Below are 24,164 nucleotides of genomic sequence, written 5' to 3'. Positions count from 1 at the left end.
AAACTGATTGACTCATTTAGAGATGAAAAAAGCTGTGAAAGAATAATCTTTACTCAAGTCAAGGAACTTAACCGAAAACTCAAACCAAACCCTAATTCACAATTTACACAATAATCCTTGCACTACCATTCAACGATCTACACAACATAGCTTACATTGCCACGACCGATGACTCCCTAAGCGAGCGTGTCGTTTTTCTCTTGAGAAGAACTTAGCCGCAGGTTCCGCCAGCAAAGCCGAAGACATCCGTCGGGCACAAGGAACCTTCGTCTGAACTCAAGATGACATAAGCAACGCGCCTTGCGCAAAACAGTTGTTTATCACCCGCCGAACCGCTCCTGCCCCAACATTGCCTGGTGCAAACGTTCGTAGATCGGTCCTTTTGGTGTTAGCGTCGATTTGAACAATACAATGCGATCCAGCGTGAGCGGCAACGGCTCCAAAGTGTATGACTCCATCCGTTCGACCAGTTGATCCAACCCCTGCGGCTTGCGAATTCGTCCAAGCGTCAGATGCGGCTTGAAACCTTTTGACTCTTTTTCAAAGCGCAACTTGCGCACACCCAGTTCAACCTGACGAGCCAGCTTCTCAAGCATCTCGACGTTTCTGTCAAGCCCGACCCACAGCACCCGCGGCCGCCTCAGATTTGGAAAGGCGCCAAGGCGACCTGTAGAGGTCTCAAATATACCCTGTCCTGAAACAACCTTGTCGAGAAGTTCCTGAATCTTAGGCAGGCGTTGTTCCTCGGTGTCACCCAGGAATCTGAGCGTCAGATGAACATTCTCGGGCGCCACCCACTTGACGGCATCGGCATAAGGCTTAAGATCATCAATGATCGAGCCAAGATACCTCCGGGCATCCTCCCCCAGCGGCAAGGCTATAAACAATCGCATCATTTGATATCGAGAATCTCGCGCCTGAGCAATTCCAGCGCGGCATAGGTTGCCCGTGAGCGTCCGGTATCCCGCTTTGTTCCGAAGTTGAATTTGCGGGCAAACGAAGTATGAGCCGAGGCCAGCCCGATAAACGTGGTGCCGACCGGCTTTTCTTCGCTGCCACCGGCCGGTCCGGACACACCGGTAACGGAGAGAGCGTAATCGCTCCCAAGCAATTTGCGACACCCGACAGCCATGGCCACGGCACATGGCTCGGACACCGCGCCATGTTTCTCCAGGATGTCTTCATCCACGCCCAACTGTTCTTGCTTTACCTGGTTGGCGTAGGCGATGACACCTCCAAGAAAGTAACCGGATGATCCGCTGACAGATGTTATTAACTGACCCAACTGGCCACCGGTGCAAGACTCGGCGACAGACAACGTTTTATCGTTATCGATCAACAACTGCCCGATGACACCTTCAAGCGTGTCATCGTCGCGTCCATAGATGTATCGTCCGCACGACTCTTCGAGATGGCGCACGAGTCGATGGGCCTTGTCGGTGGCATCCTGCCGATCATCAGATGCGGCCAGAACTCGCAGGTCGACCCCGCCAAATGACGGCAGATAGGCCAGCCGCACGCCGCTATCCAGCTTGAGATCATGTCCGATTCGTTCCGCCAGTTTCGACTCAAAGATGCCGGTGGTGCGCAGTTTGATCGTCTTGGTGGCCCTGTTGACCTGGAGACCCTTCAGATAGGGCACCACTTCATCAATGAGGATCTGTTCGGCTTCCGAGGGTACGCCGGGCAGCGCGATAAAGATGCGTCCCTCCTCGGCGATACAGATGCCGACGGCCGAACCATATTTGTTGGCGAACAGCGATGCCCCCTGGGGCAGTAACGCCTGGTTTTGGTTAATAGCCGGCATTTCAAGTCCGCGCCGGGCAAAACGGGCGCGAATGTCGTCAAGGATTTCCTGATGGAAGATCAGGTTGCGTTTGAACAGTCTCACGATAGCTTTGCGCGTGATGTCATCTTGGGTGGGACCCAGCCCGCCGGTCGTGATCACCAGGCGAGCCCGGTTAAGAGCCAGCCGAAAGGCCTCCTCCATGGAGTCAAGCGAGTCTCCGATCGATGTACGGTATTTGACTGAGAAACCGATGTCGGTCAGATGCCGCGCGATCAAGGCAGCGTTGGTGTCGACCGTGTGCCCGGTGATCAGTTCGTCGCCGATTGTTATGATCTCAGTAATCATCGAAACACAATACTCACAAGATTTGGAACTTGTCAAGACCGTAGATAATCAGATGAGTGGCGGCGCATGCCTGTACGCCGGCCACGATGTCATCCATCGTCACACCCCAGCCACCGGGTAGTTTTTCTGCATTGCGAGCCGGTGGTATCTTTACCACATCAAAACCACGGAACATCACAAACGCAATCACATAGTTTTGAAACGAAACCGGTACAAACAGAAACGTCACGAACATCCCGGCCCATTCATCAATCACGATCTTGCGGGCATCGTGTCCGAACATCTTCTCGGCCTCACCGGCCGCCCAGACCGACAGCACGAACGAGACGACCACGGCGCCGATCAACAACCGCTGGTCGCCGCCGATTAAAAAATAACCGATAAGCCAGGCCGGTCCGGTGCCCCATGTTCCGGGGTAGGGTCGACCATATCCCGAGTACAATCCGGTAGCGACGAGTCTGACTATGTGATCTTTCATTATACTCCTATTTCAGCACCGACTTGATCATGGAGAAGTATTTTACAATGTAGTCGATACCGGTCCACACAGTAATCACGGCCGCCGCCCAGAGCAAGAGATTGAAATAAAAATAGTGATCGAATTCAAACATGGAAAGGGCGCTGCTTTCAAAATGTACGAGCGATGTTATCAGGCTGATGTAACCGATTAACAGTCCGACCACGGTCAGTTGCAAAAACGTCTTCACTTTCGCCCACCAGGTGGGTGGTATCACCACGCCCGAGTATGCAGCCAACAGTCGCAGGCCGGTTATGGCGAACTCGCGTCCAATAATCAACATCACCGGCAACGGTGAAACATATTTGAGGGCGATAAACGAAACCAGCGCGCACGAGACCAGTATCTTGTCGGCTAAGGGGTCCATGAATCGACCAAAGCCGGTAACAATACCGTATTTGCGGGCGTAGTGTCCGTCGGCCAAATCGGTCAGGGCGGCGATTACAAACAGCACCAGGCCGGTCATGCGCATCCAGAAGCTGTCGATCAGGAAAAAGTACATGAAGATCGGCGCAATTATGATCCGCAGCAGGGTGAGTTTGTTCGGCATATTCATGAGACCGCTAATTTAGGCCGGGCCTCTCCCACTGTCAACCGGAAAGGCCCCTTCTGTCATTCCGGCGAAGGCGAAAATCCAGTCTTCTCTTGTCGCGCCGGGCGCGGCTGTTCCATCATCGCTAGCGACCCCCGCCGCAGGCGGGGCGGAAAGGCGCGGCAAGCTCATTTCCATGTAATCAGAGCGCCGCCATAGGGTGCACTCATACGCGAAGGTCAAGAAACCCATTTATGGGTGTCATTCCGGCGAAGGCGAAAATCCAGTCTTCTCTTCCTCTGTCATGCCGGACCGTGATCCGGCATCCATCTGCTCTTTCAGACAAACCTGCCCTACAAGACTTGCCGTTTTTGCGTTACTGCCTTAGTTTGGCCGTAACTATGGAAGAGTAGGGCGGGTCAGTCTGCGCCTGCGCGCCGCGGCGTGAACCCGCCATTTGTGTCAGGAGCACAAGGCTCCTGACCTACCAGAGTTGATTTGACGGTAACGTTAAAATAGGCAATCATAGGAGTCCTATGCCGGAACTGCCGGAAGTAGAAACTGTCGTCCGAGGATTGCGCGAAACGATCCTGGACAAGACAATCACACGAGTGCATGTTCAGGCACCGCCCGCGTCAATCGTCGTGAGCCGCACGCTGGCCCCGAAGACTTTCGCATCGTTGCTCGCCGGACGAAAAATCCAGAGCATTACACGGCGCGGTAAGAACATTCTGATGCATCTTTCAGGCGAACTCACGCTGTGGGTGCATCTCAAAATGACCGGCCATTTTTTCTATCTGCCGCACACCCATCCGGTACACAAACATGACTTGGTGCTGATTGATTTCAAGTCGACCAAGGGCGGTGACAACGGATGTCATCTTCGTTTTAACGACTACCGACGGTTTGGTCGCTTGCGACTGTTCCCAAGTGACGAACTGGACCAACAACCCGGTCTGGCCAAGCTGGGACCGGAACCGTCAGAGATTACCTCGGATGATTTCGTTAAGCTCTGCAAGCGTCGTCCGCGCATGTTCAAACCGGCGTTGCTGGATCAGACATTCATCGCCGGTCTGGGCAACATCTATGCCGACGAATCTTTGTATCACGCTCGTATCCATCCCAGACGGATGACCAACTCACCGTCGCCGAAAAAACTGATCGAACTACATGGTCATATTCAACGCTTGCTGGCCAAAGCAATTCGGCTGATGGGCAGTTCGGTCGACAGTTATGTCGGTGTCAACGGCTCCAGCGGGTCGTTCCAGAAGTATCTGCGCGCCTACAATAACGAAGGCCGGCCGTGCGGACGTTGCGGTGGCAGGATCGTACGTGAAAAAATCGGTTCACGCTCGGCCCACTACTGCCCGCGCTGCCAGCGATTGTGATTGATCCGACGTAGGATCGACTGGGATCGGATTCAGAACTGCCCGCTTTGCAGCATCACCAGGGTGCATGCCTCGACCACTTCAAAACCGGCATCTCGCAACTTGTCGGCCAGTTCCGGATTCTCAGCCCCCGGATTGAACACGACACGGCGTGGCTTGAGATTCAGAATATTATCGAACTCGCCGCCTGATATCTTCGCGTTCACATAGATGGTCAGAGTGTCGATCCCATCGCCGGCCTCCGTGAGCACTTTGACCGCCGTGATGCCGTCGACTACATGGCCGGCCGGATGAACCGGGATAGGATTGTGGCCGTATTCCTTCAGCATCCTGACCGCTTTGAATGAAAACCGTTCCTCGTTGGTCGAGGCGCCGAGAACCGCTACGGTTGAGTTTGGATTAGCATTTGTCACGACTCACTCCTTGCCGTTATCGTGTGTACTGGCCTTGCGTCGGTGTCTGTCTTTATCAACAAGTTTGAGGCCGGCGAGTTTCCCGTCGCGAAAGGTGAGCGCGATAAAATCAAACCAACGGCAGGACGTTGTTGGGATCAAACTTGGTTTTGATCTTCCGTGAGTAGATCGCATCCGGATCAGTATTGCTCTCATCAAGGTCCTTGATCAGACCGGCCCGGTCCACCGAATTCTGTTGCATGGTGGCATAATCTTCACGGCCTGTATCCGGCATTACCCGAAGCGACGCACTGACAATAAACCCCAGCAGTCCCCATGAGCCAGAGTAGATTTTCACGATGTCATATCCCGAGACCGACTTGAAACAGACTGATCCGGGCGTAATGATCTCGCCTTCCGGAGTTACGATTTCGGCTTTCAGAAAATAACGACTCAGCGGCACCTCGTGTCCATGCATCTCAGCCGTTAACCCCACGGCCAGCGCACCACCGACCGAGCCGACATACGGCAGGTCCGAATGGGGCACGAAAAGATTGTGCTCCGTCAAATGGCGGTTGATTTCGCGCAACGGGTATCCGCTCCCGACCGTGACGAACAAATCCTTTCCGTTTATCTCGATCAGATTGTTCAGGCGGTCACTCTTGATGGCGACGAACTCATCAAAAGACGGTCCCTCCGGCGTGATGATGTTGCTGAAACCGACGATGAACAGTCGTTGCCGATGCTGATTGGCCAGGGCCATGAACCGAGCGGCTTCTTGAGCCGTCTCAGGATGAAAGGTAGGTATCTGTTTCTGCCAGGTCAGCCTGTCGTAATCAAACTCGGATTGTGCTATGGACACAAATTCGCGCAACTCTGTCATGGCGGCAAAATAGGAAAGTCTGCCCAGTTGTCAACTTCGGAGTTCGGTTTGTTCGCAGTATGAGATTGCCGCGTCGGTCACAGCGTTCCCTCCTGGCAATGACGAGAAGCGGCGGTTCAACGCGCGTGAAGCGCAAAAAACCCCGCGTGGCGCGGGGTGTCATTCCCGCGCCCCCCTGTCATTCCCGCGAAGGCGGGAATCCATCTGTATTTGTTTGCCGTAGTGTACGTCCTCGTGCCTCACGGTGTAAGATGGGTAGGTCCCGCTGAGTCTTCAGACTCGGCGGGATTATGTTCGCAAAAGAAAGTGGCCGAGTCTGAAGACTCGACCACCACAAGTAATGTGACGCAGCGCGAAGCGCAAATTACCCATTTATGGGCGGCTTGACCGTGTGACTCACGGCTTGACCGTGTCACTCACGGCTTGACCGTGCTAATTGCTCCGGTCGCTTCCCGAGCGTCCGTGGCGACGGTACAACCGGCTGTAAGCGCGGTCGATCTCAAAATCTGAATCCATGGTCTCGACGACATCGGTGTAAGCTTCTTCGAGAAAGTCGTTGCCGCGACAGTACGGCGCCAACTCGGTGAGCAGTTCAACTTTCTCAAAGTCGGATTCCATATCTTCAATAACGACCAGCACACCGACAATCATGGCCGAGTCCGGCTCATCAGATTCATCGATCAGCTCCGTCAACACTCTCTTGCGCTCGTAATCGCTGTCGAGATTGTCAGCCGCTCTCAGATACGAGTCGCGAAACTTCTCGTGGATGGCGGCACACTCGGCCAGGTCCAGGAGCACTTCAGCGGTTTCATAATCGGAGTCAAGCCCTTCGACAATTTCAAGCATCCCCTCAGTCAAATCCGGCTGCGATTCACAGTCCAGTCTCAGCGATGAGAGAACACGACGGGACTCGTAGTCGCTGTCCAGAGTAGCCGCCGACTGCATCATTGTGGCCAACAACTCGGCGTCATCCTCGCACAGTTCGGACAGCTCGATCAAAAGTTCAGCTTTTTCATAGTCCGAATCCATCTCCTCAGCCATGTGCAGCAGGTCCTCGACCGCTTCGCTGTCGAGATCCCGTTTGTTGCTCAAAGCTGAAATGATGCGGCGCGTTTCGTAGTCGGAGTCCGTGTTTCGGATAGCGCTTACATAGGCGTCACGAGCCAGTGCATATTGGCTGGAATATGGCGCCATTTCTATCAACAACTCCGCCTTCTCATAATCTGAGTCCATCATGCGGGCGATACGCAGCACTACCAGAACGACCTCTTCGTCGACATCATCGTCAAAAGCCAGTTCAGACAGCACCCGGCGTGTTTCGTAGTCGGAGTCGATAGACTCCACCGCGTCCACGTAAGACCTAAGGAGGACCGAATCCGATGTTACCACCGGCGCCAATTCGATCATCAGTTCCGCTTTTTCGTAATCGGAGTCGATCTCGTCGGCCACGGCCAGAACCGTCATAATCAGTTCGGGGTCGGCCTCTTCGCCGAAAGTCAGTTCAGAGAGTATCCGGCGCTTTTCATAGTCGGAGTCGATAGTTCCAACGGCATCGACAAACAGCATCTTCAGGGCCGGGTTCTCTTTGAGTTGGTCAACCAGGCTGATAAGGAACTCCGCTTTTTCATAATCGGAATCCATCTGATCGCCCGCCTCGGTTATAATCTGACCGTACTCTCGTTCGGTCAGACCGTCGATAGCAGCCAGTTCCTGAAAGTAGATGCCTCGTACATAGTCACTCTCAATGTCGAGCATCTCTTCAAAGACACCATCCACGCCACCTTCGGCATAATATCGTTGCACCCGCTCGGTGGCACCGACGGCCGAGTTTCTGATGATTTCCAAAATAATCTCAGCCAGCCATTCCTTGGCATCGGTATCGAAATCGTGGTCCCGCCCGTTCAGTTCGTAGATGTAGTCCAGGCTGCCGTCGGCGTTTGGCTCGATTTCAATCTCACGCCGTTTGGAACCACGCTTCTCCAGAATAGCGATGTAACCGCGACGAGAGATACTCTTGATACCGCGATCATCATCGGTGAATTCGATCTCGCCGTCCAACTCCACCAGTATCCGGGAGCGACCATCGTTCCACCGAATCTGATGATGATCCTCGTCGATTATGTGGCTGGTGCCGCGGCTTAATTCATCAAAAGCATCACCTGCCCAGTCCCATGCCTGGCCTACCAGACCACGATCACCGCGGCGCTTGCTGCCTGAGGCGGCATACACCTTGGGTTCGGAATCATCGGATACGCCATAAACATAAGCGCCGTAATCACTGAAGTTCAAAGGCGTCACTTCCACACCGCCGGTTTCGCCATCGCCGTCGGCGATCACGTATCCCGAAGCATCCCCCGAACCGAGACCTACCACCTGAGGCACGGACCCGTCGTCGCCCGGCGTGTAGACATAGCCGACGGATCGATCCGAGCGGCTGGACGAGCTTGAAGAACTGGAGGAGTGGGATGAACTGGAAGAACTGGATGAACTGGAAGAGCGGGATGAACTCGAAGAGCTCGGAGCAGGTGGTACCGGCGGGACGTGATCGTGCGAGCCTCCACCGGTCAGGCTGCGAAGAGTGGGGATAGCTTGTCTGAGGACCCAGCGCTTCCACTTGCGAATGCCATTGTCCTCCTCAATGGGGCGCCCGTTGTGATAATACTGTAGGCTCGGCTTGCCGCCTTTGCCCCGAGTGATGTCAAGCTCCCACCAGTCCGTTTCGGAGTCATCGTCCAACCACCTGATAGCAACGAAACCACCTTTGGGGATGCTCCTGATGGCCCGATTCTCAGAATCAAAACGCACTTTACCCTGCAAAGCTACACGGCTCTTCCGGTCATCGCTTGTCCACACCACGGTTGACGGCTTTCCCTTTTCGCCGTGAATGACACCGGATATCGGCATATCGAACATCTTGTTCGACCAGTTCACCACCCGTACATAGGTGTCTTTCTCCTCGGTGTCGGACCGATTCGTCTCTGCACGGTCTTTGCTTTCGCTCTCACCTGTGTCTTCGGATTGCTCATCAAGCGAAGCCAACATCAGCGGCTGGGCACCAAATTGAATGTAGGCGATTCCCAGTGACTGTTCAGCGGTCTCCGCCTGGGCCTCTTCGACCACGGGCTTTGCTTCTGCTTCTGCCTCAGCCTCGGGCATCAAAGCCCGAACTGTTTGGCTGAGTTCATCGAGCGTGACAGCTCTGCCCGGCACCGCGATGACCGGCGCCGCCTGCACCATTAGGAACAATGCGGCCAGGACAGAAACTATGAAGGCGGTGATGCGGATTCGACTATACTTGCGGTGGTGGCCCGATCTGTTGAGCAGGCTGCCGATCCGTTTGAAAATCTGTTTGCGGCCGTTGAGCGCGCCGGGGACCAACGACGTGGTCGATCCATTTGTCAACTGAGCCAATCTGGTGAGACATTGAGCATAGGCCGTGGGGTCGCCGGTCTGTTGCACCACCAGTTCATCACAGGCCATTTCGCGCTCCAGGTCCAACTGACGGCCGATCCAACGCACAGCAGGATGAAAAAACGCAATCGCTTCAAGAACCTTCTGGGCCAATTTGGTCCAGTCATCCCAGCGTCTTATGTGGGCCAGTTCATGCCGAACAATCGCTTCGAATTCCGGTTGAGTCAGCTCATCGATGAGGTGATCGGGCATCAGGATAACCGGATGGCCCAGCCCAGCAGCCACCGGCAGGTCGATTTCGGCTGAGCATCGGATGCTTACCGCGCGCTCACCGGTCTCGTTTTTCAGTAGTACGGCCAACTGAGGCCAGTAGCTGAGATCCAAAGGACGACTCGACCGTTTGATGCTCACCATGCGTCGGTGAGACGACAGCAAGCGCATCAGCAGCAAACCCGAGATACCAAACCAGGTCAAAAAGAGAGTCATCGGCAACAGACCCAACAGTACCGAACCTACCGATAGCTCGGATTCGGACTTGGTCTCGACCGAACCCATAACCTGGGCACGATTCGTGCGGTTGGGTTCAACTGTCGTCTTGGACCTCAGCGCAGTCTGTTCTTGCGGTCGGTCTGTCATTGTCCGGGAGCGGTCGGGTTTACTTGTCTGCCCAATCGAAGCTCCTGTCGCAGCCTGTGCCGGTCTTTGATGTGGCTCGATCGGCGCGCTGCTGATCTCTTCTACCGATGCCTCGCCGTTGAAGATTTGACCGGCCGTGCCGTTCACCAAAAAGGGCAGGGCAATCACGATAGTCAACACCGACCACCATGCGGCGTAACGGATGCCCGCTTCGTTCGGTCGAGCAAATCGCCACACCAGACCAACCACGACAGTGAGGGCCAGCCCCAGCCATACCATATTCAAGGCCAGGTGAGCTGAGTCCAGCGACAAGCTGCTGATATAGTCGAATAAGGTTTCCATAGTTATGCCTGCTTGTTTGATGCTATCATTTGCTGAAGCCTCGCGATTTCAGCGGGACTCAGTTTCTCATTCTCAAGAATACTCAACAGAAGCTGCTCCGGAGAATTATCGAAAAAACTCGCTACTATGTGCCGCACCGCCTTGCTGCGAGCCTGGTTTTGCGACACGATGGGACGATACACATGGGCGCGGCCTTCTTTGACATGGCGCAGGTAGCCCTTGGTTTCGAGGATTCGCATGATGGTCAACACGGTGTTGTAGGCCGGCCGTTTTTCTTTGGGCATTGCCTGGATCACGCCGGACACTGTTGCCTCTCCCTGTTCCCAGACCAGACTCATTATCTTGAGTTCTGCTTCGGTCAGGGTGGGCGCCTTTTTTCGAGCCATATTGGATTGACCTTTCGTTTACTCTTAAAGAATTAAGACATCTAAGAATAGTATACGGGAGTTTGGCGGAAAGTTCAACTAATTAATTAGTTTTTCGCCGGTTTTTTGGTGGGAGGTGCCCGTGTTGTCATACGTGGTGGTCGAGTCTTCAGACTCGGCCACCGGTGAAGCAGACAATGCCTGCCCGCGCGATCTGAAGGCAGACGTCCTCATCTGCCTCGGGTCCGCCCTACAAGATCGACTCATACACCTCAACCACCCGCTCGAAGTAAAGCACCCATGTGAACCCAGCAGCCCGTTCGCGCCCAGCGGCAATCAGCATCGAGCGGAACTCGGAGTCATCGAGCATGCGGATGATCGCATCACGGCTGGCCGCCGGGTCGGTCGGGTCGACCAATACCGCGGCTTGTCCGGCCACTTCCGCCGAGGCGGATCGGTCGCATGTTATCACCGGCGACCCATGACTCATCGCTTCCAAAATCGGCAGCCCGAACCCCTCCTCCCACGACGGTAACAGCGTCGCGACGGCGTTCGAATATAGATCGGCCATCTGCACATCAGATATTTGGTCGAACAGGTGTAACCGATCACTGTCCATTTGGGCAAGATGCATCTTTACTTCGTCGTAGCCAAAACCGGGTTCCCCGACCAGCACGAGATGCATCGACGGCATCTCGCGCACCGCCTCAATCACGTGCGGCAGGTTCTTGCGATATTCCAGCCGTCCAACAAAGAGTACATACCGGTCGCCTATCGCTTCTGTAATGTCTGTGTCCGGGTGGATACCTACCTCCGTTGCGGGCATAGTGACACCGAGATGCGAGACATGGACCTTCTCCGGTAGTACCAAATCGAGGTTGAGCAAATTGTCGCGTGTCGTTTCACTGTCGGTGATGATGCAATCGGCGGCGATCAATTCACGCCGCATGCGAGGACCTATCTTCTTCTGGAATCCTGCGCTTTGGTACTTGTTGGGATACAAACTCCAGACGTCGTGAAGAGTGTACACGGTGCGACCACCGCGCAGCCGCGGCAGACGATGACAGAGACCATGCACAATGTCAAACGGTTTCACTCGCCAGCCGGTGGTTAGCCCCAACTTACGCAGGGGCACTTCCTCCTTGAGGTTCTCGGCCGGTCGATTAGCTCGATAGAAACCATCGGCTGCTATGTCGGGATGTTGGTCGGCGGCCAGGAGTGTTTGATAGCACACCTGCGCGATCCCACCGTGCAGCGAGTCGCCCAGGGCGGTGACATCGTAAGCGGCGCGGATCATAACACGGTGAATGCAGCAGGCCGCATCTTTTGCCTACCCGGTGCTGCCGGTAGTTGCGGTGGAGAGTTCGTTGAGCAGTTTGATGATCTTCTCGACTTTGAACGGCTTCTGCAAAAAACCGTCGGGCGTGGACGACAGAGAGTCGGCGCCCGGCTCAAGGGTCGACATAAATCCCGTGATGAGAATCACCGGCATCTCCGGATTCTTCTGTTTGATCTTCTGCATCAGTGTGATACCGTCGGTGTCCGGCATTCTGATATCGGAAATCACGGCGTCGACATCCCCGTTGTCCAGTTCCTTAAGCGCATCGGCGGCGCTGGAGGCCGAGACGGGGATGTAGTCGTGCGCGCGCAGCATCGAGGTGAGGGTTTCTCTGAAAGTGTCGTCGTCATCGACCACCAGGATACGCTTGAGGGGGGTAGCTATCTTCTCCAGCTTGCCTGAGAGCGTGTCTTCGATCAGCTCTTCGATATGTGATATCCTGAACGGTTTGGCCAGGAAGCCGTCAGCCGAAGCGCGCCCGATCATCTCGGCGGTAGCGAAGCCGGTGATGAACAAGACCGGCAAGCGGGGGTAGTAGCGACGGACCTTTTTGAGCAGACCGAGCCCGTCCAGGCCGGGCATCTTGATATCCGAAATCATCAGGTCAAACGTCTCAGCTTTCAGTTTTTCCAACGCCTGGATACCCCCCGGAACGCCGGTGGCCTGATAGCCGATGCCGACCAGTGTGTCGACCAACAGATCGAGCAAATGCGTGTCATCATCGACGATAAGAATGTTGGCGCGGGCATCGTTCATTATATTACACCCTGATGATTTCGAGGAGCTTGGTGGTGGTCTCTTCGAGTAGTTTCCGGTTGTCGGCCTCTATGTTCAATCTCAACAGCGGCTCGGTGTTGGAGGGGCGAAGGTTGAACCAGAAATCATCGTACTGAACGGTCAGTCCGTCTTCGTGGTCCGCTTCACCCTCCGAAAAAGCCAGAGCCACCGCTTCGAGTTTGTCCGGGATCGACTGGACCCGGCTGTTGATTTCACCGGAACGAAAATAGGGATCGATCTCCTTGACCATTTCATGCAGGGGCCGGTCTTCTTTTGAAATCAACTCCAGACAAACCAAGAACGCAATCAGCCCGGAATCCGCAAACCAGTTATCGCGGAAATAAAAGTGACCTGAATGTTCACCACCAAAAATGGCGTTGTGTTGTTTCATCAGGGGTTTGATAAAAGCATGCCCTACCCTCGTGCGAACAGGTGCGCCGCCCAGCCGCGTGACCAGCTCAGGCACCGCCCGAGAACAGATCAGATTGTACAGAATGGTCTCATCGGGTGTCCTGGACAGAAGTGACTTGGCCACCAGAGCGGTAACAACATCACCACCGAGTGGCGTACCGAATTTGTCTATAAGAAACACACGGTCGGCGTCGCCGTCGAAGGCGACTCCGAAATCGGCATCAACCTGGGCGACTTTTTTCTGCAAATCGGCAAGGTTTTCAACCTCGATAGGCGAAGCGGGATGGTTTGGAAAACTGCCGTCGAGATCGAAGTACATTGGCACGACATCGATGACCGGCAGTTGATCCAACACCGGCGGCAGGGTTGCACCGGCCATGCCGTTGCCGGCGTCGATCACGATTCGATACGGTTTCAGTACCGATGGATCGATGAACGACAGACAGTGCTCGGCGTACTCCTCGCCGATCTCCCGGCGCACCATCATCCCCCGCGACGGTGACCGTTTGAATTCATCGGTCGTCTGGATGATTTTTAGAATCTGTTGCAGACCTTCCTGTCCGGAGAGTGGTTCCGCATTCTTGCGACATATCTTGAGGCCGTTATACTCTTTCGGATTGTGGCTGGCCGTGATCATCACGCCGGCGTCGTAGCCGAACTTACCGACGGCGAAATAGAGCCCATCGGTGGAGCAAAGACCCAGATCGACCACGTCCACTCCGGCATCGTTGATGCCTCGTGTGAAGTGTTCGAATATCTCATCGGACGAGAGGCGCATGTCACGCCCCACGGCGATACTCTTCGGTTTCAGAAAACCGGCCAGAGCGCTCCCGATGTGTCCGGCATCTTCAGGGTTCAACTGGTCCGGAACGGTGCCTCGAATGTCGTAGGCTTTGAATATAGATGGATCGATATGCACAACTCAACTCCTTCAGTACCAAACTACAGCCGTTTCGGAACGCCGTCAATTAAAACTGGCACGGTCAGGGCTTTGGGGAAATTCCCACCAACCGCCTCCAGTATCGGCAGCCAAACGTGGTGTCTGCTTGACATGTTTTGAATACAGCGTATATTGACCACAGGTACACGAAGATACTCCAATGGTGATCAAGGCCATAAACGAAAATACCAGGAGAAACGGGATTCTCTCCAGAGTTAAGTGCGGAAAGCTCTCCGCACTTCAGCAAGCAGGAGGATTGGACGGATGAGGTGTCACCGACTTGTTATAGGACTAATCGCAGTAACCTGCATGGGGGCCGGCGCTCTTGCCAACACCATCAATGTTCCGGGCGACTCAGCAACAATTCAGGCGGGTATCGACGGAACGGCCGACTTCGACACAGTCCTAGTCGCCCCCGGGACCTATGCCGGAGTGGGCAACCGCGATCTTGATTTCGACGGCAAACTGATTGTCCTGCGCTCCAGCGGGGGACCGGCGGTCACCACTATCGACTGCGGTGGATCGGTGTCGGAGCCGCATCAGGCTATCCGCTTTCACAACGGCGAGGATTCACTGGCCCGTGTACACGGGTTTACCATGACCAACGGCTGGTGGTACGACGATCCCTGGCCGGATGACGGCGGGATCGTGCAGTGTAGTTCTTCCGCCCCGGCTATCGTCAACTGTGTGATCACCGGCAACACCGGAAACGGGATTTATGCCTACCACAATATGGACGGACAGTACGGCTCCGGTGTGCAGATAGATAGCTGTGTTGTTTCCAACAACGACGGCAACGGCGTGGTATCTGCTCAGGGCCGCGCGAAACTCTCTCGGTGTGAGGTGTCCGACAACGACTCAAGCGGCATCGTGCTGATGTGGCAGGGAACCTTGAACGTTTCGCAATCGGTGGTATATCGCAACGGTGGCGGGGGATGCATAGCCAATGTGTACAGCCCCTCTGATTTCATCATTGACCGAACGACTGTGTTCGGCAACAACGGCCACGGCGTCCACTTCTTTCATGAAGCACCAAAAAACGGCGCCAGGGATAATACTTATTCGCTCAATCAGACATTGGTCGCGTTCAACAACGGTGCGGGTATTATCGCCGACGGCCTGCTCGACTTCAGTGACGTTGCGTGCTGCAATTCTTTCGGCAACTCAGGGGATGATTGGGGACAATTCTCGGCCTTCGGCCCGGAAGATGCTTTCGGAAACCTGTCGCTCGATCCGCTTTTCTGTGATACCGCCAACGACAACATCTCTATCGACCTTCTCTCGCCGTGCGCTTCAACGCACCCGCTCAACGATTGTGCCTTACAGATCGGCGCCGGCAGTCCGGTCTGTGAAAACTACACCGACAGTGACGGCGATGGTTGGGTGGATGAAATGGATAACTGCCCCGGTGACTTCAACCCCTTACAGGAAGATTACGATCAGGACGGACTTGGCGACTCCTGCGACCCGGCCGCCGTCTGGTATGTCAAAGCCGATGGTACAGGTGATGTGCCGACCATCCAGGTGGCCATTGATTCGGCTGCTGATTTCGACACAGTGTTGTGTGCAGCGGGCACCTATACCGGCAACGGCAACCGCGACCTGGATTTTCTCGGCAAGAAGATTGTGCTGACATCCGAGAGCGGACCATCGGTGACGATCATTGACTGTGAAGGGACCGGCATCGACCCACATCACGGATTTCATTTTCACAACGGCGAGGATTCACTATCACGGGTGCGTGGACTCACAATAACAAACAGCTTTTGGGATTACTCATGGTTCGGCGGCGGAGGCGCTGTTATCTGTTCTATGGCTACCCCGACCATCGTCGGTTGCGAAATAACCGGCAATACCGGCAACGGGATCAACTGCCGTTTTGGGGAATCCTCCGATCCTGATTCGTCGGTACACCTGGACAGTTGCAGTATCTATGGGAACCAGGGTCTTGGCATTGTCATGAGTGTGGCCTCGGTCAGTGTTCAGCGGTCGGTGGTTTCTCAGAACGATTCGGGCGGCATTCAGGCTTGGGGGCGCAGCTCTCTCTGGATGTCCGAGGTGCTGGTGGACAACAATGGGCAAGCGGGAATAGAACTGAACATCAGCCTGGGGGCGAATTTTCAGATCACCAACAGCACCATTGTGTCAAACGCTGGTGACGGTATCAACTTTTATGAGGATCCTCCCAAAGATGGAGAAAGCCGTGGATTGAAGATGCTCCACAACAACGTGGTAGCCTTCAACCAGGGCAGCGGTATAGAACAGGGTGGTGTGGGCATTTACTGGGGCGTCCATTGCAACAATTCGTATGGAAATACATTGGGTGATTGGCCGGCCTGGTCCACCGGACTGGGCAGTGACACGGTGGGGAATATCTCATTCGATCCTTTGTTCTGCGACACGACTTTTCTCACCTATCAACTTGATGACCTCTCTCCATGCGCCGCCGGCAGTCCGCTGAACTCATGCGGTACGCTGATCGGCGCCTACGATGTCGTGGCCGGGTGCAACTCCCCTGCCGACACTGACTCAGACGGTATCGCCGACATTATGGACAACTGTCCGGAAGTATACAATCCCGATCAAACCGATATCGACCTGGACGGCATCGGCGATCTGTGCGACACCACCCGGGTATGGTACCTCAAGCCGGATGGAAGCGGTGACTGGCCGACCATACAGGTTGCGTTGGACTCATCGCAACACTTCGACACCATTTGGTGCGCGGCGGGAACCTACACAGGGGACGGCAACCGCGACCTCGACTTCGGCGGTACAATGGTCACGCTTGTCTCCGAGGACGGTCCTGACGTAACCACAATCGACTGCGAAGGGACCGGCCCCGATCCACACCAGGCCTTCAACTTTCACAGCGGTGAGGATTCGCTGTCAATAGTAAACGGCTTCACCATCACCGGTGCATTCTCAAGCTTTAGTGTTTACGGCAGTACAGGAGCCGTCACCTGTACTCTCTCGGCCCCGGCGATAGTCAATTGCAAAATCACCGGCAACTACGGCAACGCGGTTTGGTGCAATAACAACATGTTCCCGGAACTGGGCGGCGGCCTGCGCCTGGACAGTTGTTTCATCTCAAACAACAATGGCCACGCTGTGGTCGCATACGTGGGAAATGTCAATATCACTCACTCGGAAATATCATACAACGACTCAGGTTCGGTATGGGTGATCTGGTCGGGATATCTCAGGATGTCCGAATGTAATGTCCACCACAACTGGAATTCGGGCGTGTACATCATGCTCGGTTCCCAGGGTGGTTGTGAGGTGAACAACAACACTTTTATCGCCAACAGCACCGGCATCTCATACGGCTGGGAAGCGCCCAAAGACGGCGATGAAGACAGGCTGGCATTGTTCTCCAATAACTTGTGCGCTTTCAACTACTATAGGGGGGTTGACTGTATCGGAATGCCCTTTGCCGATTTTGCCTGCAACAACTCTTTCGGAAACCCCGGCGGTGACTGGCCGGATGTCGGCTTCGGTCCCGGCGACGAGTTCGGAAACTTGTCCACCGATCCGCTGCTGTGCGACACGGCCAATCAAAACTATCTGCTCGATGCTCTGTCCCCGTGCGCGCCCGGTCATGTGCTGAACACGTGCGGCTCGCTCATCGGTGCCTTTTGGGTTCAGTGTTCCGGTGCTCTCGACAGCGACCTTGACCTGGTGGCCGATGTTAACGACAACTGTCCCGATGACTACAATCCTTTGCAGATAGATTCCGACCACGACGGCGTGGGGGATAGTTGTGATAACATTATGGCATGGTATGTCCTACCGGACGGTTCCGGCGCGGCGCCTACGATACAGGCGGCGGTCGATATTGCTTCCGAGCGGGATACTATTATCTGTGCGCCGGGCACCTTCACCGGCGACGGTAACCGTGACATTGATTTCGGCGGCAAGAACGTCGTTGTGATCTCCGAAAACGGCCCCTATGCAACCACTATTGACTGTGAGGGCAGCGTCTCGGAACCGCACCAGGCATTCTACTTCCACACCAATGAAGATTCGACTTCGGTGGTGGAGGGCTTCACGATTACGGGGGCATACACGGGTAGCTGGCCGGTGGTGGCGGCTGTTCTTTGTTATGGCGGCTCGCCGATTATTCGCGATTGTCGGATTCTCAACAACGACGGCCCCGGCTATCAGTGCGGCAACTACGGCATGGCCTACCTGACCGACTGCGAGATTTCGGGCAACGCGGGTGACGGTGTCATTGGAGGATCGATGGTCCACCCGCCGACCGAGCTGTTCATGTCGGGAACACTGGTCTACGACAATGAAGGACACGGCATCGTAGCCTACTCCGGACTCACCGGCTACATTGCCAATTGCACGGTTGTTGAAAACCTGAATGGCGGTTTCCACTTCGAGATAGACCCACCAAAAACCAATCCGAAACTCCAGGCCGACACTCTTGTCATCACCAATTGCATCACCGCTTTCAACGGTTCCTATGGTTTCTCATCGCAGTTTTGGGGTGGACTGGTGGCCTACCGATGTAACGATGCTTTCGGCAATCCTGTCCAGGATTTCAATTCGAGTGCATTCTCCGGCGACGAGAACGGCAACATCTCGTTCAACCCGCTATTCTGTGACACGACGCATATCACCTTCGAACTTGACGACCTCTCACCGTGCGCGGCATACAGCCCGCTCAATTCATGTGGGACACTGATCGGCGCATACGATGTCGTGCCTTTCTGCGACTCTCCCGCCGACACCGATTTCGACGGCATCGCCGACATCATGGACAACTGCTCGACTGTGGCCAACGCCAATCAGGCTGACTCCGACGGTGATGGTGTGGGTGATGCGTGCGACGCCAGTCGCGTGTGGTATGTCAAAGCGGACGGCAGCGGTGACGCTCCCACCATTCAGGCGGCGATTGACTCGGCCTCCATTACCGACACCGTACTGGTAGCGGCCGGAACTTACACGGGAGACGGCAACCGTGATCTGGACACTCAGGGAAAAGGGATCACAGTCATTTCAGAGGGCGGGCCGTCGGTGACGCTGATTTCCGTCGACGGTACGTTTGAAGAGCCGCACATCGGGTTCTGGCTTACCGGCGGCGAGGATTCAACCACCATTATTGACGGTTTCCGAATCGAAGGGGCTGTGGGCGATTCTGTTTCATGGTTCTTATACGGCGCCGTCTCTTGCGATTCAGCTTCCCCGACTATTCGCAACTGCGAAATCACCAACAATTACGGCCCCGGCCTGTTCACTTTTGACTGGTTCTCCAGACCTCGTCTGATAGACTGCAAGATAACCAACAACAGCGACGGAGTCTCCATCTATGGAGGCCGAGTGGAACTGATGCGTTGCGAGGTTTCAAACAACGACTCGTCCGGTATCTCGGTTCCGTACTCCGGTGAAATCCGGCTGGACAGTTGCCTGGTTCAGGGTAACGGTCGATATGGAGTGTACGCCTACACCATGTTCGATGATCTTGAGCTATATTCAAGCACCATAGTCGGCAATGAGACCGGCCTGTTTTGGATGTGGAACTTCCCAAAAGAAAGTAAACCGTCCCAGGACAAGGATCGTTACGGCAATCTCATTGTCTCCAATTGCATCTTTGCGTTCAATGAGGATAAGGGAGTCTGGGCCGACTGGAGTACGTATGACACAATTGTCTTTTGCAGCAACTCCTTCGGCAACCCCGGCGGAAACTGGGACGCCGGTCTGCCCTCGCCCGGCGACGAGTGGGGCAACATCTCAGCCGATCCATTGTTCTGCGATGCCGCCGGCGGAAACTTCAGCCTGGCCGGCGAGTCACCCTGCCTGCCGGCGGGCAATAGCTGCAACGCCCAGATGGGATTGTACGGACAGGGCTGTGGCGATTGTTGCATCACGCGCGGTGACATTAATCACGACGGCGCGCCGAATATTGACATATCGGATTTGGTCTATCTGGTCGACTACATGTTCACTGGCGGCCCGCCGCCACCTTGTATGGAAGAGGGTGATGTCAACGGCCTCGGCGCAATCGACATCAGCGACCTGGTTTACATTGTTGATTACGCCTTTACCGGTGGTCCCGCCCCCCCACCGTGCGGGAAGTAGTGGCAAGCCACTTTTTTGCTCTTCGCGGCCATAAATGGCTCTCATGCGCTACGCGGCCATAAATGGCTCTCATGCGCTACACGCTCAACAACCTCATGGTGAGCGGAGTCGAACCATGAACTCTTGTAGGTCGAAACCCCGCTTCGCGACCCCTTCGGGTCAGGGGTTTCGACCTACAGTTTTAGCTGAGACGGCCACCCATGGCTGACGGCTCCCCCCCAACATCTTCCTTGCTATCACCCACTGCTTGGTGTACTTTCCCGGCATGAAACTGGGTATCATAGGCAAACCGCAGTGCGGCAAGACAACCGTTTTCAACGCCGCCGCCGGACAGCATGAGGCGGTCGGCGATTACTCGCAAGCGTCGCACCGCGCGATCATCAAAGTACCCGATGAACGGGTCGACCGGCTGGCCGAACTGGCGCAACCGGACAAGATGACCTACGCCGAAATCGAGTTCCTTGACGCCCCGGGCTTTACCGGAGAGGGGAAAAAGGGTTCTGAGTTGAAAGTCACCAACGACCTGCGCGATGTCGATGCGCTGATTATGGTGATCGATGCTTTTTCGCCTGATGCCGACCCCGAAAAGTATATCCAAAACCTCTATGACGAGATGATGCTGGCTGATCAAGTGGTGGTGGAAAACAATCTCGCCAACAAAACCAAGAAGATGACCCTCACCGGTGACAAGACAATTCAGACGGAGCTGGACCTGTTGCAAAAGTGTCTTGATTTGTTGGAGGACGACAAAGCGCTCCTGCACCTTGAGTCAAACGACGTCGAGGCTCGGTTTCTCCGCAATTACCAATTCCTGTCGCACAAGCCGATTCTGATAATGCTCAATATCGCCGAAGAAGACCTGCCCAAACAGAATGAGATTTACAATCAGTACAAACATGTGATCGAGCCGGGCAAGCGCGAACTGGCCACGCTCTGCGGCAAACTTCAGATGGACCTGGCCACACTCCCGCCCGAAGAGCAGCAAGCCTTCTTTGAGGACATGGGCGTGACATCATCGGCCATGGATAAGGTGATACACAAATCGTATGCGCTTTTGGGTCTGATTTCGTTTCTCACCACCGGCAAACCGGATGTGCGCGCCTGGACTATCACCAAAGGTACGATTGCGCACCGGGCAGCCGGGGCTATTCATACCGACATTGAGCGTGGTTTCATTCGCGCCGAAGTAACGCCGTTCGACGACTATGTAGCGTACAAAACTCCGGCCGCACTTAAAGCGGCCGGCAAAACAAGACTGGAAGGCAAAGACTACATCGTCCAGGACGGCGATGTGATTCTGTTTCGATTCAATGTCTGAGGAGAATTCATGCTGTGATGGCATGCAAAGCGGATAAAGCCTATTCATGGGTCGGCTTGCCTGTGTCGGGCGGGGTCGCCCAACACCACGTGCGAGACCCTGCCCTGCGGGTGCTGTCAGGCGACTCGCCTGACGGCTATTCGATAGGGAGTTCGGTGTCGAACGGGGTGGCTCGACACCGCGTGCGAAAAACACAGGGAACCCGACCAACACCGCTGTGTTCAAAATCTGAGCAGACCTGCCGATATCGTACTAAAGGCACGGCAATGGCAACGAAACGAATGCGAGGCTGATTTGATAAGTGTAGTAGACAAGCCGGAGAAAGAAGCAACGGATACGCAGGTGTTATCGATCCTGCCGCTGAGAGGCACCGTCGTATATCCATACCTGGTGGTCCCGTTGATGATCCAGGATGCCGACCAGACGCGCATGCTGGACGAAACACTTATGCGCGGCGCACGCATTGGGTTGTTTTTGCAGAAAGACCTGGAACAGGAAAACCCAGGACCGGATGACCTTCATAACGTCGGAACGGCCGGTAATATTCTCAAAATGCTGCGTTTCCCCGACGGCAGCGTGCGCTTTTTGATTCAGGGTCTCTCGCGCATAAAAATCAAGAAGTTCGTTTCTTCTGAGCCTCACCTCATGGCCAAGGTGGAAGAGCTTGACGAAATCGTCGATCAGCCGGTCAAGACCGAAGCGCTTCAGCGCAACCTTCTTGAACATATCAAGAGCCTGACGGAACTGGCGCCTTATCTGACCGAAGAGTTTCATGTTTCCGCGATCAATCAAGACACGCCCTCGAAGTTGACCGACTTCGTGGCTTCCAGCTTGAACATCCCGCTGGCTGAGAAACAACGGTTGCTGTGTCAGCTGAACGTGTTCAGGCGGATGGAACGACTTTATCAGGCTCTGAACAAGGAGTTGGAAGTTCTCGCTCTGTCGCGTAAGATCCAAGCTCAAGCGGCCAACGAACTGGGCAAATCGCAGCGTGACTACATTTTGCGCGAACAACTCAAGGCGATAAAAAAGGAGCTTGGCGACGGCGATGACAAGTCGGATGTCGATGAATTCGAGATCAAAATCGCCTCGGCCGGAATGCCCGACCATGCCGAGCAGGTGGCACGCAAAGAACTTGATCGGCTCTCACACATGGCCCCGTCATCGGCTGAGTACACGGTCTCGCGCACTTACATCGACTGGCTGGTCACCTTGCCCTGGAGCAGTAGCACCGATGACAAACTCGATCTGAAAGAGGCCAAGAAAGTGCTCGATGAGGATCACCACGACCTCGAAAAAGTCAAGGATCGCATCCTGGAGCATCTGGCCGTCCGTAAACTCAAGAGTGATGTAAAAGGACCTATCCTTTGTTTCGTGGGACCGCCCGGCGTCGGCAAGACTTCCCTGGGCAAATCGATCGCTCGGTCTATGGGGCGCAAGTTCGGTCGCGTGTCGCTTGGCGGCATGCGTGATGAGGCGGAGATTCGCGGTCACCGGCGCACCTATATCGGCGCCATGCCGGGCCGTGTAATTCAGTTGATCAAACGTTGCGGCTCCAACAACCCGGTTATAATGCTCGACGAGGTCGACAAGCTGGGCTCGGATTTCCGCGGCGACCCTTCTTCGGCCTTGCTTGAGGTGTTGGACCCGGAGCAAAACGATTCGTTCTCCGATCACTATCTCGAACTGCCGTTCGATCTTTCTAAGATCATGTTCATCACCACGGCCAACTGGCTCGATCCAATCCCGGCCGTGCTTCGTGATCGCATGGAGATCATACGCCTGCCGGGCTACACCGACATTGAGAAACTGGCTATCTCGCGGATTCACCTAATTCCTAAACAACTGGACAACCACGGTCTCAGTCCCTTGCAACTGAGCATTTCCGACAAAGCGGTTCAGGCAATCATCGACGGTTACACGCGTGAGGCCGGACTTCGCAATCTGGAACGCGAAATCGCCGCTGTGTCTCGCAAGGTGGCCCGTCGGGTGGCATCCGGCTACAAGAAAAAAATCACCGTCGACGACAAAGCGATCGGCAAGCTCCTGGGACCAAAACGGTTTATCCGTGAGGCCCTGGCCCGCCAGGGAAAAATAGGGGTCGTGCCGGGGCTGGCCTATACGGCGGTCGGTGGCGAATTACTGTTCGTAGAAGCCACGTCAATGCCCGGCAAGCGAGAGATGACTCTGACCGGGCATCTCGGCGACGTCATGAAAGAGTCGGCCCACGCCGCACTGTCCTTCCTGAGGTCCAACGCGGCCATGTTTAACATTGCCGATGAACTGTTCAACACTCGGGAGATTCACATCCATGTGCCGTCGGGCGCAACCCCCAAGGACGGACCATCGGCAGGGATTGCCATGTTGGTTGCGGTGGCTTCGCTTTTCACCAATCGAGCGGTCAAGCCATGTCTGGCCATGACCGGTGAGATCACACTGCGCGGGCAACTGTTGCCGATCGGTGGACTCAAAGAAAAACTCCTGGCCGCCTATCGAGCAGGTGTCGAAACAGTACTGCTGCCGGAAGAAAACCGCAAAGATTCATCGGAGTTGCCGCCGGAAATAAAAAAGGCTGTAAAACTTAAATTCTTCGCCGAAGCATTACCGGCTGTCAAGTTTGCATTGGAAAGTGCGACTACGAAAGACTCAACTCCCGCCGCCCGGCGCAAGAAAAAGAGTCGACCATAAA

At 55.0% G+C, this 24,164-nt stretch carries 15 protein-coding genes; 4 read left to right on the top strand and 11 right to left on the bottom strand.

Annotation, left to right across the window (positions count from 1 at the left end):
- Positions 1 to 320 precede the first annotated feature (320 nt).
- From thpR to pgsA, 4 genes are read right to left on the bottom strand one after another with little or no spacing between them, the layout of a single operon-like run.
- Positions 321 to 896, bottom strand: coding sequence for an RNA 2',3'-cyclic phosphodiesterase (gene thpR, locus OEV49_12860; protein MDH3891964.1), 576 nt, complete (start codon positions 894 to 896; stop codon positions 321 to 323).
- Complete coding sequence (locus OEV49_12855) at positions 893 to 2,134, bottom strand: competence/damage-inducible protein A (GenBank protein MDH3891963.1); 1,242 nt, start codon at positions 2,132 to 2,134, stop codon at positions 893 to 895. The genes thpR and OEV49_12855 overlap by 4 nt, the downstream gene beginning before the upstream one ends.
- A gap of 13 nt (positions 2,135 to 2,147) precedes the next feature.
- Positions 2,148 to 2,612: a phosphatidylglycerophosphatase A gene (locus tag OEV49_12850; GenBank protein ID MDH3891962.1), complete on the bottom strand. Its 465-nt coding sequence runs from the start codon at positions 2,610 to 2,612 to the stop codon at positions 2,148 to 2,150.
- 7 nt (positions 2,613 to 2,619) lie between these two features.
- Positions 2,620 to 3,201 carry a CDP-diacylglycerol--glycerol-3-phosphate 3-phosphatidyltransferase gene (gene pgsA, locus OEV49_12845; protein MDH3891961.1) on the bottom strand — a complete coding sequence of 194 codons (582 nt, stop codon included), beginning with the start codon at positions 3,199 to 3,201 and terminating at the stop codon, positions 2,620 to 2,622.
- 518 nt (positions 3,202 to 3,719) lie between these two features.
- On the opposite strand from pgsA, the gene mutM reads away from it, so the two are divergent.
- Positions 3,720 to 4,571, top strand: coding sequence for a bifunctional DNA-formamidopyrimidine glycosylase/DNA-(apurinic or apyrimidinic site) lyase (gene mutM, locus OEV49_12840; protein MDH3891960.1), 852 nt, complete (start codon positions 3,720 to 3,722; stop codon positions 4,569 to 4,571).
- Positions 4,572 to 4,603: 32 nt separating this feature from the next.
- Here mutM and OEV49_12835 read toward each other — a convergent pair whose 3' ends face one another.
- The 7 genes from OEV49_12835 to manB form a co-directional block, all read right to left on the bottom strand.
- Positions 4,604 to 4,984, bottom strand: coding sequence for a CoA-binding protein (locus tag OEV49_12835; protein ID MDH3891959.1), 381 nt, complete (start codon positions 4,982 to 4,984; stop codon positions 4,604 to 4,606).
- A 109-nt stretch (positions 4,985 to 5,093) separates the two neighbouring features.
- Complete coding sequence (locus tag OEV49_12830) at positions 5,094 to 5,846, bottom strand: FAD-binding oxidoreductase (protein ID MDH3891958.1); 753 nt, start codon at positions 5,844 to 5,846, stop codon at positions 5,094 to 5,096.
- Positions 5,847 to 6,278: 432 nt separating this feature from the next.
- On the bottom strand, positions 6,279 to 10,235 hold the full coding sequence (locus tag OEV49_12825; protein MDH3891957.1) for a hypothetical protein: 3,957 nt from the start codon (positions 10,233 to 10,235) through the stop codon (positions 6,279 to 6,281).
- Positions 10,236 to 10,237: 2 nt separating this feature from the next.
- The gene (locus OEV49_12820; GenBank protein MDH3891956.1) at positions 10,238 to 10,621 is read right to left on the bottom strand and encodes a BlaI/MecI/CopY family transcriptional regulator; all 384 of its coding nucleotides are present in this window, start codon (positions 10,619 to 10,621) and stop codon (positions 10,238 to 10,240) included.
- Positions 10,622 to 10,850: 229 nt separating this feature from the next.
- Positions 10,851 to 11,897, bottom strand: coding sequence for a glycosyltransferase family 4 protein (locus OEV49_12815; protein MDH3891955.1), 1,047 nt, complete (start codon positions 11,895 to 11,897; stop codon positions 10,851 to 10,853).
- 33 nt (positions 11,898 to 11,930) lie between these two features.
- Positions 11,931 to 12,695, bottom strand: a complete 765-nt coding sequence (locus OEV49_12810; protein MDH3891954.1) for a response regulator — start codon at positions 12,693 to 12,695, stop codon at positions 11,931 to 11,933.
- 4 nt (positions 12,696 to 12,699) lie between these two features.
- The gene (gene manB, locus OEV49_12805) at positions 12,700 to 14,046 is read right to left on the bottom strand and encodes a phosphomannomutase/phosphoglucomutase (GenBank protein MDH3891953.1); all 1,347 of its coding nucleotides are present in this window, start codon (positions 14,044 to 14,046) and stop codon (positions 12,700 to 12,702) included.
- A gap of 285 nt (positions 14,047 to 14,331) precedes the next feature.
- On the opposite strand from manB, the gene OEV49_12800 reads away from it, so the two are divergent.
- From OEV49_12800 to lon, 3 genes are all read left to right on the top strand, one after another.
- Positions 14,332 to 20,157: a right-handed parallel beta-helix repeat-containing protein gene (locus tag OEV49_12800; GenBank protein MDH3891952.1), complete on the top strand. Its 5,826-nt coding sequence runs from the start codon at positions 14,332 to 14,334 to the stop codon at positions 20,155 to 20,157.
- A 265-nt stretch (positions 20,158 to 20,422) separates the two neighbouring features.
- Positions 20,423 to 21,475 (top strand): YchF family ATPase, encoded by a 1,053-nt coding sequence (locus OEV49_12795; GenBank protein ID MDH3891951.1) that lies wholly within the window; start codon positions 20,423 to 20,425, stop codon positions 21,473 to 21,475.
- Between the two features lie 294 nt (positions 21,476 to 21,769).
- Positions 21,770 to 24,163, top strand: a complete 2,394-nt coding sequence (gene lon / locus OEV49_12790) for an endopeptidase La (GenBank protein MDH3891950.1) — start codon at positions 21,770 to 21,772, stop codon at positions 24,161 to 24,163.
- Position 24,164 lies beyond the last annotated feature (1 nt).

The sequence above is a fragment of the Candidatus Zixiibacteriota bacterium genome, assembly GCA_029860345.1.
Taxonomy (GTDB): Bacteria; Zixibacteria; MSB-5A5; order GN15; family FEB-12; genus JAJRTA01.
This window is presented reverse-complemented; position numbering and strand designations above follow the sequence as displayed.

Bases quoted from the DNA above. Each gene is read 5' to 3' on its own strand.
- mutM (MDH3891960.1), top strand. From the start codon at position 3,720: ATGCCGGAACTGCCGGAAGTAGAAACTGTCGTCCGAGGATTGCGCGAA.
- OEV49_12810 (MDH3891954.1), bottom strand. From the start codon at position 12,695: ATGAACGATGCCCGCGCCAACATTCTTATCGTCGATGATGACACGCAT.
- thpR (MDH3891964.1), bottom strand. From the start codon at position 896: ATGATGCGATTGTTTATAGCCTTGCCGCTGGGGGAGGATGCCCGGAGG.
- OEV49_12825 (MDH3891957.1), bottom strand. From the start codon at position 10,235: ATGGAAACCTTATTCGACTATATCAGCAGCTTGTCGCTGGACTCAGCT.
- OEV49_12830 (MDH3891958.1), bottom strand. From the start codon at position 5,846: ATGACAGAGTTGCGCGAATTTGTGTCCATAGCACAATCCGAGTTTGAT.
- OEV49_12800 (MDH3891952.1), top strand. From the start codon at position 14,332: ATGAGGTGTCACCGACTTGTTATAGGACTAATCGCAGTAACCTGCATG.
- OEV49_12855 (MDH3891963.1), bottom strand. From the start codon at position 2,134: ATGATTACTGAGATCATAACAATCGGCGACGAACTGATCACCGGGCAC.
- OEV49_12820 (MDH3891956.1), bottom strand. From the start codon at position 10,621: ATGGCTCGAAAAAAGGCGCCCACCCTGACCGAAGCAGAACTCAAGATA.
- OEV49_12815 (MDH3891955.1), bottom strand. From the start codon at position 11,897: ATGATCCGCGCCGCTTACGATGTCACCGCCCTGGGCGACTCGCTGCAC.
- OEV49_12850 (MDH3891962.1), bottom strand. From the start codon at position 2,612: ATGAAAGATCACATAGTCAGACTCGTCGCTACCGGATTGTACTCGGGA.
- pgsA (MDH3891961.1), bottom strand. From the start codon at position 3,201: ATGCCGAACAAACTCACCCTGCTGCGGATCATAATTGCGCCGATCTTC.
- OEV49_12795 (MDH3891951.1), top strand. From the start codon at position 20,423: ATGAAACTGGGTATCATAGGCAAACCGCAGTGCGGCAAGACAACCGTT.